The sequence below is a fragment of the Siminovitchia fortis genome (assembly GCF_007681465.1).
Lineage (GTDB): Bacteria > Bacillota > Bacilli > Bacillales > Bacillaceae_C > Siminovitchia > Siminovitchia fortis.
The window spans coordinates 22,008-37,956 of record NZ_VEKZ01000036.1; the positions used below are offsets into that span (position 1 = coordinate 22,008).

The window sequence follows — 15,949 nt, forward strand, 5'->3', positions numbered from 1 at the left end:
CTCTCACTCCCCCTATTATTATCCCCTTATATCATTATTGTTTCCTCTAATATTCGTACTGTTAATGGAGATAGGAGTATCAGAACCTAATGGCGTTCTAATTTCCCTCACAATATTTTTTGTACCACTGATAATTTTCTGTTTACCTAAACGCACCTTATTCGCTCCTTTTTGAGCGACATTTAATTGAGCCTGATGCAACTTAACCCCAGCTAAACGTACAGTGTGTCTAGGGTGTGCTACAGCCCGAACCGTGTTTACAGCCGACTTCCCAATCGCCCTAGTAGTAAAGCCTGTTGCTTTTCTAATCGTTTGACCAAACGCATATCCTGAATTACCTGCTCTTGTTACCTCATTACGCAAGCGTTGAAAGGACGGACTGCCCGTAACCCATCCACCTTGATTAGAACCACCCTGCAACATTCCTTGCATTTGTTGAATTTGTTGATTACTTGCTTGAACTTGGCTAGTAAGACCTTGAATTTGTTGTGAAATTACTTTCACTGGACTAGCAATAGGAGTATTGGCGGTTCCGCCACTACCTGTATCTATTTGTGAAGCAATTGGTGTTTGAATCCCACTTTGTCGAACAGGGCTTTGACCTGTATTTTGTTGCGATACGTGAGCAATTGCACCACTACCTGCATTTATTGGTGAAGCAATTGGTGTTTGAACCCCTTTGCCTTGAACTGATTTTGCAGGAACAATTAGACCTGATGATGTTTGTGTATAACCGGATGGGATGTCCATATTCCCTTGTCGAATCCGTTTTGCACCACTACCTGCATTTTGTGAAGCAATTGGCGTTTGAACTCCTTTGCCTTGAACTGATTTTGCAGGAACAATCAGACCTGATGGTGCTTGTGTATAACCGGATGGGATGTTCATATCTCCGTGTCCGATCCGTTGGATATTTTTATCCAAACCACCACCAACTTGTCCAATAGGGCTTTGACCTGCTTTTTCTTGCGATACGTGAGCAATTCCACCACTACCTGCATTTTGTGAAGCAATTGGTGTTTGAACCCCTTTGCCTTGAACTGATTTTGCAGGAACAATCAGACCTGATGATGTTTGTGTATAACCGGATGGGATGTTCATATTCCCTTGTCGAATCCCTTGAATGCTTTTATTTGCACCACCACCAACTTGTCCAATAGGGCTTTGACCTGCTTTTTCTTGCGATACATGAGCAATATCACTCGGACTTAAACTTGGTATTGGTGCTTGTTCTTGAATAGCTCCACCACTACTTGCATTTATTTTAGATGGATCACCTAAGTTACCATCAGGAATTTTATCAAAGTTTTCCTTCATTATATTACCACTCGGGTCTGGATCACTAATTTGTTCATTTGCAATGTCACCCATAGACAACTGCGTTGTTTCATTATTACTTGGTATAGGTTGAGCATCAATATCTCTTGATTGCCCACCTTTCAATTGTTCTTTTGAAATTCCACTGTTATCCGAACCTAAACCACCTGAACCTTGGGATAAATTGTTTGAAGCACTCATTAATGGGTTACTTCCTCCCGAGCTTGGCACTTTAGGTACAGGTGTTTTAGAACGTTGGCGACCAGCAATACCTTTCATAGCACCAGCCCCAAAACTTGCCAAACCAGCCCCTTTTCTAGCCACACCTCCGATTAAATTCTTCGCACCTTTACCAAGTTTCCCTGCTAAACCTGCGGCGGCATACGCACCCATTAAAGCACCATAGCCTGAACGAAGCCCTGCGTCAATTCCCATTAAACGCTGAACAATATCAGGAGCATCAATAACAGCCCAAGCACCTGCAATTAACATAAGAACAACACCAATACCGCCTATAGCAGGTTTTAAACCGCTAACCCAATTAGCATAAAGCGTAAAGAGCTTTAAAATGAAAACCATAATAAAGATAACCCCAAATGTATTGGCTATTTCAGCAAGTATTTTTTTCGTACGTTGTCCTCCCGTTAGATCCGTTACAGCAACAAACATTCCAAAAATCTGATGAAACGCAAGATCAAAAATTGCTCTTCCTACTTTAATAACTGTAATAACCAAAGCAAAAGCAGTGATTAGTAAAGAAAATATCGTTGTACCCCAATTAACATGGTAACGATAATACGTTTCTTTCCCAAGTTCAGTGAACATTATTTGTGAATCTCCTAATTCCTGTACAACTTTTTTAGTACCATTTCCTGTAGGAACAGCCTTATTTTTCAATAATTCTTGGGATTTATCAGATAAGGACTTACCCCACTTTTTGAATCCACCTTTTTTCTCCGATAGGCTTAAATCTAACTTTTCATTAACACTAATATCAGTGATCTTTCCATTTAGCTTATTAGCATATTTATATTCTGTTGTACCAACCTTAACGTTATTCCTATTAATTGGTCTTGGTGGAGTAGAACTATTTCCAACATACTTAGTGCCTTTTCCTGCTGTCTTGAAATTCTTGTCAGCATAATATTTCAAATCGACAACATTACTTTTAATGACCCCTCCGGCCAATCCACCAGGATTATGTTTGTCCATATGATCCATTCCTACGTTTACTACCTTACCCAAAGAACTCATTAAAACCGGAATGATAACAACAACAGCAACCGCCATCAATATATTGAGGATTACTTCACCTCTTTTTTCAATCTTGTTCATCATAAATTGAAAACCTAATACAAAAACGGCAATTACAAATAAACCAAACACTAACGGTTTAACGACATTCATTAACCCTTCCATGTTAGGAGACGAATAAAAGTTATTCATAGTCACTACTTTTGTCACTATATCTTCAAAATAATTATTCAACCATGCTAAACCCTTAATTATCGCCCAGCCTACACTACGCAAAATATCATCATATAACCATCCACTACTTATATGCATAACGGAGTCCATTTTCTCATATTCATCCAACAACTCTTCATCCGTAACTGCAAATGCGTATTTTGTGACAAGCAAAGAAAAAATTGAAAGCAGGCTTGTTAATACGAATAAAATAGAAAACTTCTTCAATTTTCTTTTCATAAAGTTTATAAACCACCTTCCCATAAAAAAAAGAACCTACTCATTTGAGAGTAAGTTCTCCATATATTAATGACTTATTTAATTTCGATGTTATGAGCGCTTAGATATGCTAATATATCTTTAATTCCCGAATTGATATTATCCATTTCCTTCAAATAATCTTTGCCATCATTTAACCAATCTTTATTTTTATGATCATATCCGTTTTCCAATCCAGCCAAACCATCTACAACCAAAGTCAATTCGGCATATGAAGGACTCCAACCACCTCGCGAATCAGGATGCTCATATTTATTTTCTAACACCTCTAATTCATCCTCATCCATATCAATCATATTAATAAAATATGCTTTTAAATTATAATCTTTTAATGCTTGATCATATGCTTTTATAAAATTGGTACGATCAATATCATCTTGATTTTCAGCATATGCGAGCAACAAAAATGTTTCCTTGTTGTCAAACTTCTTTTCTAATTCTTTTAAACTAATTTCATTGATTCCCACCTTCGATGTACTACCACAAGCGCTTAAAATAAGAGTCAAAAGAAAAGTCATTCCTAAAGCAAAAGATTTAACTTTCAACTTTCACACCCCTATTGAAACATTTAATCTATTTAAATCTTTTATTGTATAACTTCATATATTTTTCCATATGACGAAGCATTTCGTTCATCCTACCAACTGCTTTCTCCTTTTTAGTTGAACCTGCACCTGTATATTTTTCATAATCAGTTTCAAGAAGTATTGAAGCATTTTCTTTTGAAGGTTTAAATGCTTCTTTAAATTCAAAAGCCCATTCATTAAACTCGTCACCCGATACACCCATTTCTTTTGCCTTTATGGCTGTTATGAGTGTCATCGGGAAATGAACCTTTCGTAAGAGCAAAGTTTCCTTTCTGTCGAAAGCTTCTGCCAAGTAGTCCATTGCCTGTTGCACTTTTTCTAGCAATTCCCGTTTTCGTTCAGGATCATCCTTAAATGTGCTTGAATAATCCGATATGGTTCCTTGGGTAACATCCTTATACTCATACGAATCATCGAGCATCATCATCGTTTGAATGATCGCAGTTAGATGACTGTCAGCTTTCAATTGTGTCTTTGAAAAAGAACTATATTCTTGAATCAATTTGTGTTGTCCTAGTTCATTCAGTCGTTTCGCCCATTCAACACCCATTAGTGCCTTGGCTTTTTGTTGTGTTGTGAGTGCCAGACCATTGTTCATCCTAAAAAACAAATCTTCTATTTCTTCATCGGTAGCCGTTTCGCCATCTATTGTATAGGTAACAATTGTTCGAGATATAATCATATCCTGAACTTCTTCATCCAATTCTGAATAGAATTTCCCCGCTATTTCAAACTTTTCATCATCAATAGTTACTTCGGGAGTATCTTCATGAAGTCTGAAAAAGCCCTCTACAAAGTTTTTCATAGTCAAAATTCGCTGTTTTCCATCCAACACGTATCGAAGATCAACTATTTCACGTTTCACTTCACCTTTTTTCTCAACCATCACTTCTTCTTTTACGCCGAGAAAGTAAACTGGTGGAATAGGATAGTTTTGAGCAAGTGAATGGATCAAATACGACTGTTGTAGGTGCTTCCATTGACCACCTGAACGTTGTATGGGATAGTCAAATTTTATTTTACCCTTATCACTCATAGTTACAAGCTGTTTGACATTCCAACTTATATTTTTAATTTCCACCCCAATCCCCCTCTATCCATTTTTCCTTCTATTATATCGTAAAAAAGGAAAAATTTACGAAAGATTGTTAAATTCTTTGAGAGGTATTGGTCGGTAGAAATTGTTACTCTTTAATCTTAGGATTTACACTCTATCGTTTTTGTTGTTTATGGTTTTGTGATAGGCATAATAATATTCGCCATTTTGTTCACTTTGCTTTTTTGTATAGTAATGGACAAACTTATAATTATGGTCATTAGCTGTTTTATTTTTCGGTTGAAGTTTGTCAAAGTTAGGACTTTCCTTATCAATAATTAAACTTGGTTGTTCATCAGTAAGCAAAACAAAATATTTAGTTTTCTTTTTCATATAAACAACAATCCCGATCACAGGGAATAATAGTAAGATCCAATAAGGGAATCCTCCCTTTTCAATCGGTGCTTTTAAAACTTTCGTTATTTTGTTGTCGTTCTTATCCTTCTTAACGGTATATTCAAATTGAGATTTAAAGTCCATAGTCTGTTCAACCCCATCCTTATCTTTGTATGTTAATGTTCCCTTTAAAATATAGGGTTTGTTTTGTTCAATTTCCTCATAATCAAAAGGAATACTAAAGTTTGTTTTAGTCATTGGTGCAAAATCAATTTTCTCTTTGGAAAAGAACAGTTTTTCTCCTTTAAATTCTACCTCATAATCAATTTGAACATCCTTTAACAATAAAGGACTGTCCATTGTTATAGGCAATCTAACGGCATAATAGCTTGGCATTGGTTCAAGAAACGGCTTCCCGATTTTAAAAGAATAATTTTTTGTTGTTGGGAAATTAACCGCAATCCCATAAACTGTATTGATTTCATTTTTAATTTCAAACGAAACACCCTTATTATTTGATTCTTCGACCTCCCCTTCACCTTGGAAAGCCACTGCTCCCAAAATAGTGCCTTCCATTTTAGGCATATTAACTTTTAATCGAACAATCTTACTCTCTCCACCATCTAATTCAATTTTTTTTGGTACTTGAACATAATTTCGCATTTCATATTTTTCATCAATTATTACATTGTGTTCAGTTTCTTCTGCTGTATACTGGATACCTCCATTAGTTGATGTATAGGCATTTAACATTTTCGCATTTATGGTTTGTTTTTTATTTGTTTTATTTGTAACTAGAAATTCAAATTCTTGTTTTAATGAATTGTCTTTTGGTGATACAGAGATGTAATGTTCAATACCTTTATCTTGGTTTGCTGGCAAAATAGGTTCTACAAGATATGGTAACCCACCTTCACTTGCACTTACATTTTTAGAAGTAAAAAAGCCCCCCATCATTAATAGAAAGAGGACACTCAAACTTAATATTTTTTTCATGTTTTTTCTCCTTCACTCACATGAATAAATTACGGTGCTGATATTAAATCCCATGTTAATGTAGATTCATATTTTCCTTTTTTGGCTGTTGTTGGATCAATCAATAGTTCGAGTGCTTCTTTCGGAAAGACAACACTGAATTCCCCTCTTGATTGATTACTTCGTAAAACCGTAATTTTTCCGTTATCAATGTGTTGTGTTTCTTCAAATCCTTTCTTTGGCAATGAACCATTACCATCTAACCGATTGATGGAAGCTACTGGCTTTAATTTCATAGAACCCTTTGGTAAGGTGAATGATTCCCCGACTAATTTCATAGGAGTAGCTGTTACATCTAACTTCCATTGATTCGTTCCATCACGCCAATCTTTGATTAAAATTGGTGTAACATCCGTTGATATGGTTTCAGGCTTATCTTTCAAAATAATACTTCCAAAACTGGAAACGGCGGGTTTTTCAAATGATATTGTTTTATCAATGTTGGTCACTGTATATGATTTACTTGATTGGTTTCCTGCATGATCTTCAACAACAAATGTGTATGACCCATTTTCTTTAACTGTATAACTTGCTTTATTATTATTTACCCATTGTCCATTAGGACTTTTGATTCTCTTCACACCACTGCCACCTTCGTCAGTTGCGGTAACATTTAAGACCACATCATCATGCGTAATTTTGGTTGTACTTGGCTGGATAGATAGGTTAGGTTTTACCTTGTCGATTTTTACTTCGATACTTTTACTAGTTATTTTCCCTCTGTTATCTAAAACATCAAATTTATACGTACCTGTTTTTGTTGCTGTATAAGTGTATCTTCTATCAAAAATCTCTTCCCCTGATGGCAGTGTTATTTTTTTGATTTCAAAATCCTCTACATCAAGTAATTCATATTTTAAATTTCTGAACTCGACCGTATATGGATGAACACTCCATACTTGGGGATAATCGTATCTGACTCCTACTTGAAGATTGTTATAATAATCATTTCCCACTGTCATAATTACATCAAATTTTTTAGGCTTATTTTTTATTTCGGATAACTTGGCTACATACTGTATTGGATAAGTAGTTCCGATTATATAGCCATCTACCAATGGTGTCCTTTGTGTATATGTTACAGAGACACCAATCCGGTAATCGTCAACGGGTCGATCAGCTTTTATTAATTCAACTTCACCGGAAATTCTAATTCTTTTGTGTGCATACGAAATTTTATTTGGGTAAGTATGAAAATTTTGTGAGAATCTACTCAATTGAACTTTATTAGTTTGATAATCCTCAAAATCATTGGATGCTTCTATATTTATTTTTACATCTTGATTTGTCCAACCTTGGTGGGAAGGGATTATATCAACAGTAGCAGGAGGATTAAGATTATTTATTGGAATCATAATTCCTGTATAGTTTCCTGCTTTGTCAACAGCCTGAAAATAATAATTTTTATTTTGTTCTATTAACACACTAGCATGATCGCTTTTAATTTCCGTTCCATCATCCAAAATAATCTTTTCTATTCCGCTTTCATCTTCTGCCTTTAGATACAACATAAAGTTAGCATTTTTTCGTTCATCTAATTCCTGCCTATTTGTCACATATAATTTAGGGGGGTTCGTATCCCCGTACTTATTGTAAACTTTCAAATCATCAGAGATGCTTATATCCTCTTTTGCAAAGTATATACTTTCAGAATATCGGTAAACCTTATCCCCTTGTTTTTGGTACTGTTTTTGAGTTAATATCCTTTCTGACCACAATAAAGGGTATCCTTCTGGCGTTTTGTTAATAACAATCCACTGTATAGCCTGATTATTATATTTTCCAAAAGTAACTTTTTCTCCTATAGTTAATTCATGTGCCTTTTTGCCATTTAAAATAGTTGTTGGTTTTAAATGAATCGCAGGCACTATTCCTTGTTCAGTACTCGTTCTTACTCGCCCTATAAACCCATTTGAGTCAATAAAGAGTGGTTGCTCATGATTTCCATTCCACAAATTAGCTGTTGACCACCAATTTCTGTATATTCCATTTGTATCTTGTTTCCTTAAACTAATGCCCTTTTGCTGGATATAAAAATGTATTTCATGAGGACTTAACAAAAATACTTTGTCGTTGACATTATGATAGTAATAATCCTTCCAATTGACGTTGAAATCACGTATCGCATGGTTCATGTATTTAAATGTATTGGCTCCACCATCAGGAAAAATTGCTAATGCTTTTATTCCACCATCACGAACTCTATTGTCCTTTCCAACTAAGATTGAACGTCTTTTAGTTACAGCTATTGCATTTCTTTCCGATTCAGTAAATTCATATAAAAAACCTGATTCATTTTTGTAATCAGGGGGTATATTAGTATATTTCACATTTTTTTGATCACTGTTTAACCACTCTCTAATGTTAGAAGTTGCCCAATAACTTGCCCCATCTCTAATTCTATCATCACCTAAAGGCATTTCTTCTTGATTGGGAATACTAAATGAAGAAATATTACTTTTGGCTGTTTTTTCGTTTTTCACTATCTGTTCTTGGATGGAGTTTTCATCTTGTAATACTTCCTCTTTTTGAAATTCTTTACTTTCTTCACTTGCATCCCCTACATTTTCTATTTTCCTATCTTTTATAGTCGAACCTTCCATAATCGGCGTTGAAACCTCTTTATTATTTTCTTCTATATTGGATTCTACTTCTTCTATATCAGCTTCCACCACCTCTACCTCTTTTATGTTTTCGCTATGTCCTTGGGTATTAACAGGTAGTGGAAGTGCTAATAAAAAAGCCATTATGCTAATGGTAATATTTTTCATTTTAACCACAACCTTTCTTTTTTTTATTACACTTTCTATAATCAAAATGTTTTTCTACATTTCTAACCATAGAAAGAGCAATAATGAACGTGTAGTAAGAATAAAAGAGGACAGATTAAATCCATCCTCTTTTCTAATGTTATGGTGCTTGTACTAAATCCCATTTCAAAGTGGATTGATATGTCGCTTTGCTTCCGTTTAAAACTTTTGCGGTAGTTGGATCAACTACTATGGAAAGTGCATTTTTTGGAAATTCAAAATCAAACACTCCCATTCCACCGCCCGTATCGGCTTTAACAACAGCGACCGTTCCATCATCAATCACCTTGTTTGAATCCATGGTCTTTACAGGCAAAGCACCCTGACCTGTACCAACACGTTTAATGCTAGATACAGGTTCTAAACTTAACGTTCCTTTAGGCAGTGTATTTGTACCATCAGTAAATTGGCTAGCTGAAACATCTACCCTCCAACCTGCTTGTGTTCCACGCAAGTCTTTCACAGTAAATTTGTCGTTAAAAGATGTTTTATAGGTTTGTGGAGTGGATTTTAACTCAATTTCTCCAAATGATTCAATATCTGATGTAGCTAAAGAAAACTCACCACTTTTGATTGTTACATCAACCTCATTTGATTTTGTATCAGCAAATGCTCCTGTCGCAAAAGATAAACTCATAACTGATACTAAACCTACCCCAAATAATTTCTTTGAAAATTTCTTCAACATCAATTGACCTCCATTATTAAATGTCTATAGGTTTGTTCAACCATAAGAGAATTGTAGATTTGTTACTTAGCACCTCCCCAATTCATACCTGAACCACTAAAGACACTATCTACCATGTTGTTAAAACCATTGCTAATCTTTGTCATGATAGGATCGAACACACCTGTTGCAAATGAAACAAATATTCCAAAGATGATTAAGACAACAAGTATCAATGTGATTGCTCCTTTATGGCTATCCAATGTCTTTCACCCCCTTCTAAAGAAAAACTTCTAAAAGCCAGCTTTTAGAAGTTTTTCAAAATCAATTATGAACTTCTTGGGAACAACAGGAGTCGAACCTGCCTTAAAAACCTCAATTCCCATATAAAAAAGCCACACAACGTATGTTATGTAGCTTTACTTCCCAATCATATAATTCATCTTTCCATAATTTGCTCCCTGTTCTTCCTTGTTGCTCTTTGTTCTTTACCTATCCTTTCATCCCTAATATATTCTTCTAAATCAATGTTTAAATCTTTTTCAGGATCTAAAAAAATAACTGAATCCTTCTCTCCTAGTCTGTCATAAAAACATTCTTGTAACCTTCTATACTTATCAACGGATAAAACATCATACATGTAAACTACGGTTAAATTTTCATCTAAATCGGATAAATCGACACCCATATTTATATCTTGAGGACAGATATATAAATCATCCCTATCTTCATAATCACCATTTAAAATACCCAAACGATATTCCTCTTGGTTTTGTTTATCTACCATAACGAAGTCTGCAATAAATTCAGGTACTTCCTTATAAATAGTAGGTTCAATTCTAGCTGAATATCTATTTAGCATATTTTATCTTCCCTTCTTAGTTATAATCTTACTGATATATCTAAGTTTTTCTTTTGTAACAAATATAAATTTATCAAGATTAACAAATACGTAATAGCAATCACAGTAAAACTAATTGCACGCATTTCTAAAAATATATCCCATAAAAAAGGAGCGTTGATACGCAAAATAACCATCATACCCCCAACCATCCCAAGGACAGTATATACGTGAGTTGCCCAGCTTTTACGTTTCTTATGCAACTCATCACGCTTTTTTAATTCAAAAATAATATTCTTTTGAATATGACTAAACAATTCGGTACTGTCTCCACCACGTTCGTATTTAATCATCAAATTTTGGTGAAATTGGTCAAGAGAACTAAAATTGTATTTTCTGAAATGTTCTGTTTCCAATCTTGCTTCTTTACTTTCTAAAATTTCGATTGTTTTTTGTATATCTTTTTGGATATGCTTATCAACTGTGTTTTTTGTTGCCTTTAAAGCATGAAGTACGTTACTTCCTGTTCGTAAATAGAAAATCATATTTGTCACATATTTTAATAACTCACTCAAGTGGTATTCGTGCGTTTTTAATTTACGGTTGGGATATACGAATACAAAGAAAAAGTATGCTGTTCCGACTAATCCAGTGATAATCGAAAACAACATACTTTTAGTTAGGAAGTAAAACAATCCTAAATGACCTGCAAATAATAACACAGTATATAATAGGATTTCCCATCCCAAAAAAAGAACCTTCAACTCTTTAAACAGTTCTTTCTTTGTCATTTTTTTATTATTCATCCGTGAACCTTACCTCCACTTTCGATTGTTACCCCATTCCAAACTTTTTTGTAATCCGATTTAATAAATTCATCGGGCAATAAATGGAATAATTTTTTATCTTCTAACATGGTTAGCGTTTCATTCGACAATGGATTTATTGTTTCTTTGGGCACATATAGTTTACTCTTCGGATCAAAAACTTCTTGGTATTTGTATAAGTGCCTTCCGACAACACCTGATGGTGTATAATCGGTATATTCCACAATTTCTTTGATTCTCCTGATCGCTTTATTGTTAACGAATTCCAACTGCAAATGCATACCAAATCGAAACAATTCTGTGATCTCTTTGCCAATAATCTGCTCATCTATCGTTTGGTATGCAGGTGACTGTTTAATCATTGGTATAAAGCGAGAAGGTATTCGCATAGCATTTTTCGCATGTACTGTTGTGACAATCGAATGACCCGTTTTGGCACCATCTAACATATCAGACGACTCTGCCCCACGAGTTTCCGCAACAATAATCCAGTCAGGATTGTTCCTCAAACTCGCTTTAACTAAATCCTGCATCGTGACTTTCTTTTCTCTATCTTCTGATGTTAATGTTTGCCAACTCATAATATCTTTATCAGGGTATAGTGCTTTGATATGGCTATCCCGAGTATCTTCTAGTAAATTAATTTTTTGGTTGTTAGGAATAAGACCGACTAAGAGTTTTTGTAATTCCGTCTTACCCGTTCCTGTAATCCCGGAAATCATAATATTGCTTCCTGCTAAAACCAGCACTTTTAACAAAGATGCAACTGGATTTTTATTGATTTCCGTTTTATCAACCACAATTGGAGTGGATTTTTCGTAAGAAATTTTCGGTAGCATTTCTTGTATGTTTCTTACGGCAAGTCGTGGTCTTGATACACGAACAGCAAGAGTAGTCCCGTCAGGGCTGACCGATTCGTGTACTGCATTTATCCGCAAATATTCAAAATCTGTATCAAGGATCGGTTCACTATCCGTAATGTCTTTTTTTTGCTCCATTGCCATTGACTTTACTAAACGTCTAACTTCTTCTTCTTTTGGCTGAATTGATGCCATTTGATATGGTTTATCATTGTATTGAACCCATAAATGTGTACCATTAAAACGTATATCGGTAATCGCATCATCTTGAAGCATAACCTTTAAAAACGAATGATCGATTATTTCTTGTATCCGTTTATTATTCATCTTTTCTCATCCCTTTCTTTTTAAGCCATTGTTTGAAAGTGTTCAGGCAAATCAATAATCGCATTTTTTAAAACTAACATTTCATCATGTCGAAGCGTTATACCCTTACCACTATCCAATTTATCTTTTGACCACCAACGAATATCATATTTCGCTTCCTTTCCATACCAACTAACAATATTTAATTCTTGAGTCCATCCATTTTTCCCCTCTCTTAACACCGCAATATGTTTAATTATTGTCACGGCATCATTTTTATTTTCACTCAAGAATGTACCCCCCTCTCTTCTTAAACTTCTACATAACTACTTTTAATGCATCCATTATATCTCCTAAGTAATAGAACAAGATTGCACCTGCATATCCCAAGAGCAAAAACAGAGAAATAAAAATAGACATATATCCATACTTTTCTCCCGACATCATCTTTCGTTCAATTAGTTCATTGACCTTGTTTTCATCCAGCCCTTGAATATAATCTCGTAAGTCATGTAAGGTATCTTTTTTGACTCCATATTCACTGAATTGATAAATCATATCCATGATGGTGTAAGCTTCATTTGTACCGACAAATTCGGCAAAGGCAATGTAATAATCTCGGTGATTGTCCTTTTCAATATTTTTTACTAACTTTTCCAGTTCACGTTTTAAAGGCTCTCCTGTATACGGAATTGTTGCCTTTAATGTTTGATAGATGTTACCTGATGAAGAGAGCAACCCCATGAAGCTTTGGAGAAATTGCGGGAATAAAAAAGAAGTCCGCAACTCTTCATTTTTTTTCAAACTAATTAAACTAAAATAAGGCAACTTATATCCCACATAAAAAGCAAGTGGAGTGAGAAGAAGCCATAAAGGTTTTTGCATGATTAAAAAGCCGACAGCAAAAATAAAAAATAACACGAATCCGTAAATTAATCGTGTTATCCTAAAACTTTTTTTATCTTTTTTAAAATAATCCAAATAGGCATCTATATAGCTTTCCTTAATTATTTCGGTAAACATGTATTATCCAATCCCTCCCATTTATCAGTTACCCTCTTCTTCTTTTAGTTTTTCCAATTCTTCACGAACCGAATTTGGACTCTTTCTCCGCACTCTTGAAGTAGGAACAGGAGCAACCTTACGCAATTCTTCTCTCCACGAATTAATCAGGCGATCAGGAACATATTTATTCGCAATGGTTAAAAACCTTTCTGCAATATTCATGGGCAAACGCAATTCGTATACCATATAACTCATCAAGTGTAAGAAAGTCCAATCGTCAAATTCCTCTACGTAAGGAAACTTTCTACTTGATTGAGACACAAATGTAAGGAACATACGCTTCATATTTTGATATTCTTCACTTGGCATAATATCGATCATCGGAACATACATATCACCTTCACCTTTAGCCGTAAATACAATTCGAGATAAATCTAAATCATGGTAGGTAGTTGACATTAAAGGCAGATCTAATATTGATTTACTATTATTAAAATCATCCGCCAAATACTCCCATCGGAATTTATGCGCTGTCACACCTGTGTTAAATATAGGTTTTGGAACAATTTTTCTTCTTTTATTATCCTGCCTTTTGTTCGCTCGAACGACCACTGACTCACCCTCTTTTAATTGCATGAGTTCATCAGGCATCATAAGGGGTCTTTCCTTAACTGCTTCACTATGCGACTTATCCATTGATAGCAGTTTTCCACTTCGGCTAATATCTGTTATGGTTTTCGTTCCGATTAATGCGCTATACTGTTCGGCTGTTTGTTTATCTTTCGTTAGGATATAAATTTGATTGGAACAGTTTCCGATAATCGTATCTGCCTCATCCCCATATTGGGATTTTATTTGAGAATACGCTTGAACGACTAGGTGAAAACGAAACCCTCTACCTGCTCCTACCGTAACCATTCCAGCCATACCTTCAATAGTAGGCATGTTTCCAAACTCATCAAGCAAGAAATGAACATGTCTTTTCATTTTTCCCGATGGACTCATTGTTGCTTTTTCAGCATTCACTCGGTATAACTGACTCACGAAAATACTAGCTAAAACATGGTTTGACTGGTCATAATCAGGAGTAACCATGAATATAGCAACAGGTTTATCACCAAAACCAACATCCGTTAAATCCAAACTGTTATAACTCGTCAATTTTGCATTAGGCTCTAACGTAAAAATTTGCAATTTAGACATAGCAGTTGTAAAGATACTTCCCCGTGTATTTCCACCTGCAAAGTTACTTGTCGCATACATATTTTTAGCAGGTGTATTATCTTCTCTTGCTTGGAAAAATTCATCTAATGCATTTGTTCCACTTTCTTCATCGTTATCACTACCTTTGCTGGCCAGGAAGTTGGCAACAGAATACATATTAACTTTTTCTTCCTTGCCCGTTTTAACAGCATCTTCCGTAATCGCTAATATGATTGCTGTCACTAAAGAGATTGCACAGTCATTCCAAAACGGATCTTTTGCATTGGGATCGTGATATAAACTAAAAGCAATACTATTGGCATATTGTTGTGCTAAGCTCGGATTACCTTTCTTCCAAGCATCTACAACTAATTGTAACGGATTAAATCCCATACCCATGTGTTGTTGAATTAAATTAAAAACATGTACATCATACCCACGATTCTTTAATGTTTCATAAGAAGCCCCCGCAAGCTCCCCCTTTGGGTCATTTACTACCAAGGATGGTTTATCTTTCGCCCGACTCAAAACGTCTATCATAGGGAAAACAAAAGTTTCACCTTTTCCGGATCGGGTAATTCCAATAACCATAGTATGAATTGGACCTTCGTCAATCAACAATCTATATGGTCTGTACTTCTCTTGCAGTCCTGAAATGATTACTCCACCACTACCGTCATACTCTTCTTTCTTAGCAGGTATAATTTTATATTGCTTTTTTAGTTCTTTTACCTTCTCAAATTCACTAGTACCATGTTGTCCTTTATTTAGGCTGTCATAGTTCATTTTGATGTTATAGATAAACTTGATTAACCCGATTCCAAGAACAAAATAAAATGCAATATAAAATTCTATTATTTTAGGTTGAAAAACAAACACGCTTTGCCAATTTAATGAAAATGAAATATTTTCATCGGGATTATCCATCATTGTTACAAGGACTTTGCCTACTTCTTGCAAAAAAGCCAGCAAAAAATTTGCAACAAAAAACGAAAGAAATAATATCACAAGAATAATTACCGCAATGGTTTTTTTGCTCGTATACTTTTCAAAGAATTCACTTTCCCTCATTCATCCACCCTCTCTTTCCGAGACAAAAAAATCACCCTGTGTTTTTTCACAGCGTGATTTACCTACGATATTTTCCTTTTCTCTACTGTTCATTAAAGAATGTTTAAATTCAGGAAACGTTTTATATTTATCTATTTTAGGCACTGGATCAGGTATGATTCGAGCATTAACATGCTTCATGATTACAGCCATGCAATTGACCCAGTTGTGCCATCTTTTTGATCCACCTCTGCCATGAAATT

At 34.9% G+C, this 15,949-nt stretch carries 14 protein-coding genes; all 14 read right to left on the minus strand.

What is annotated here, in order from left to right; genetic code table 11:
• Positions 1 to 18: 18 nt before the first annotated feature.
• Positions 19 to 3,024 (minus strand): pLS20_p028 family conjugation system transmembrane protein, encoded by a 3,006-nt coding sequence (locus tag FS666_RS12225; RefSeq protein WP_144460341.1) that lies wholly within the window; start codon positions 3,022 to 3,024, stop codon positions 19 to 21.
• A gap of 74 nt (positions 3,025 to 3,098) precedes the next feature.
• Positions 3,099 to 3,608 carry a hypothetical protein gene (locus FS666_RS12230; protein ID WP_144460339.1) on the minus strand — a complete coding sequence of 170 codons (510 nt, stop codon included), beginning with the start codon at positions 3,606 to 3,608 and terminating at the stop codon, positions 3,099 to 3,101.
• A 28-nt stretch (positions 3,609 to 3,636) separates the two neighbouring features.
• Positions 3,637 to 4,731 (minus strand): DUF262 domain-containing protein, encoded by a 1,095-nt coding sequence (locus FS666_RS12235; protein WP_144460337.1) that lies wholly within the window; start codon positions 4,729 to 4,731, stop codon positions 3,637 to 3,639.
• A 123-nt stretch (positions 4,732 to 4,854) separates the two neighbouring features.
• A complete protein-coding gene (locus FS666_RS12240; protein ID WP_144460335.1) occupies positions 4,855 to 6,078 on the minus strand; it encodes a WxL protein peptidoglycan domain-containing protein in 1,224 nt (407 codons plus the stop codon).
• Positions 6,079 to 6,107: 29 nt separating this feature from the next.
• A complete protein-coding gene (locus FS666_RS12245; RefSeq protein ID WP_144460334.1) occupies positions 6,108 to 8,888 on the minus strand; it encodes a DUF6273 domain-containing protein in 2,781 nt (926 codons plus the stop codon).
• 139 nt (positions 8,889 to 9,027) lie between these two features.
• The gene (locus FS666_RS12250) at positions 9,028 to 9,615 is read right to left on the minus strand and encodes a WxL domain-containing protein (RefSeq protein ID WP_144460332.1); all 588 of its coding nucleotides are present in this window, start codon (positions 9,613 to 9,615) and stop codon (positions 9,028 to 9,030) included.
• 62 nt (positions 9,616 to 9,677) lie between these two features.
• Complete coding sequence (locus FS666_RS12255) at positions 9,678 to 9,857, minus strand: hypothetical protein (protein ID WP_144460330.1); 180 nt, start codon at positions 9,855 to 9,857, stop codon at positions 9,678 to 9,680.
• Between the two features lie 176 nt (positions 9,858 to 10,033).
• A complete protein-coding gene (locus FS666_RS12260) occupies positions 10,034 to 10,456 on the minus strand; it encodes a hypothetical protein (RefSeq protein ID WP_144460328.1) in 423 nt (140 codons plus the stop codon).
• Positions 10,457 to 10,476: 20 nt separating this feature from the next.
• Positions 10,477 to 11,241 carry a hypothetical protein gene (locus tag FS666_RS12265; RefSeq protein ID WP_144460327.1) on the minus strand — a complete coding sequence of 255 codons (765 nt, stop codon included), beginning with the start codon at positions 11,239 to 11,241 and terminating at the stop codon, positions 10,477 to 10,479.
• Positions 11,238 to 12,449 (minus strand): CpaF/VirB11 family protein, encoded by a 1,212-nt coding sequence (locus tag FS666_RS12270; RefSeq protein WP_144460325.1) that lies wholly within the window; start codon positions 12,447 to 12,449, stop codon positions 11,238 to 11,240. Before FS666_RS12270 ends, FS666_RS12265 begins: the two co-directional genes overlap by 4 nt.
• Positions 12,450 to 12,469: 20 nt before the next feature.
• The gene (locus tag FS666_RS12275) at positions 12,470 to 12,718 is read right to left on the minus strand and encodes a YdbC family protein (protein ID WP_144460323.1); all 249 of its coding nucleotides are present in this window, start codon (positions 12,716 to 12,718) and stop codon (positions 12,470 to 12,472) included.
• Positions 12,719 to 12,746: 28 nt separating this feature from the next.
• Positions 12,747 to 13,451 carry a flagellar assembly protein FlaJ gene (locus FS666_RS12280; RefSeq protein ID WP_144460322.1) on the minus strand — a complete coding sequence of 235 codons (705 nt, stop codon included), beginning with the start codon at positions 13,449 to 13,451 and terminating at the stop codon, positions 12,747 to 12,749.
• A 24-nt stretch (positions 13,452 to 13,475) separates the two neighbouring features.
• Entirely contained in the window at positions 13,476 to 15,707 is a 2,232-nt protein-coding gene (locus tag FS666_RS12285; RefSeq protein ID WP_144460320.1) for a VirD4-like conjugal transfer protein, CD1115 family, read from the minus strand.
• A partial coding sequence (locus FS666_RS12290; RefSeq protein ID WP_222119363.1) for a hypothetical protein occupies positions 15,708 to 15,949 on the minus strand: 242 nt, incomplete at its 5' end.

What these genes read in the sequence shown, in the direction of transcription:
- FS666_RS12225 (WP_144460341.1), bottom strand. Translation starts at nt 3,024, where the DNA reads ATGAAAAGAAAATTGAAGAAGTTTTCTATTTTATTCGTATTAACAAGC.
- FS666_RS12240 (WP_144460335.1), bottom strand. Translation starts at nt 6,078, where the DNA reads ATGAAAAAAATATTAAGTTTGAGTGTCCTCTTTCTATTAATGATGGGG.
- FS666_RS12245 (WP_144460334.1), bottom strand. Translation starts at nt 8,888, where the DNA reads ATGAAAAATATTACCATTAGCATAATGGCTTTTTTATTAGCACTTCCA.
- FS666_RS12250 (WP_144460332.1), bottom strand. Translation starts at nt 9,615, where the DNA reads ATGTTGAAGAAATTTTCAAAGAAATTATTTGGGGTAGGTTTAGTATCA.
- FS666_RS12260 (WP_144460328.1), bottom strand. Translation starts at nt 10,456, where the DNA reads ATGCTAAATAGATATTCAGCTAGAATTGAACCTACTATTTATAAGGAA.
- FS666_RS12265 (WP_144460327.1), bottom strand. Translation starts at nt 11,241, where the DNA reads ATGAATAATAAAAAAATGACAAAGAAAGAACTGTTTAAAGAGTTGAAG.
- FS666_RS12270 (WP_144460325.1), bottom strand. Translation starts at nt 12,449, where the DNA reads ATGAATAATAAACGGATACAAGAAATAATCGATCATTCGTTTTTAAAG.
- FS666_RS12280 (WP_144460322.1), bottom strand. Translation starts at nt 13,451, where the DNA reads ATGTTTACCGAAATAATTAAGGAAAGCTATATAGATGCCTATTTGGAT.
- FS666_RS12285 (WP_144460320.1), bottom strand. Translation starts at nt 15,707, where the DNA reads ATGAGGGAAAGTGAATTCTTTGAAAAGTATACGAGCAAAAAAACCATT.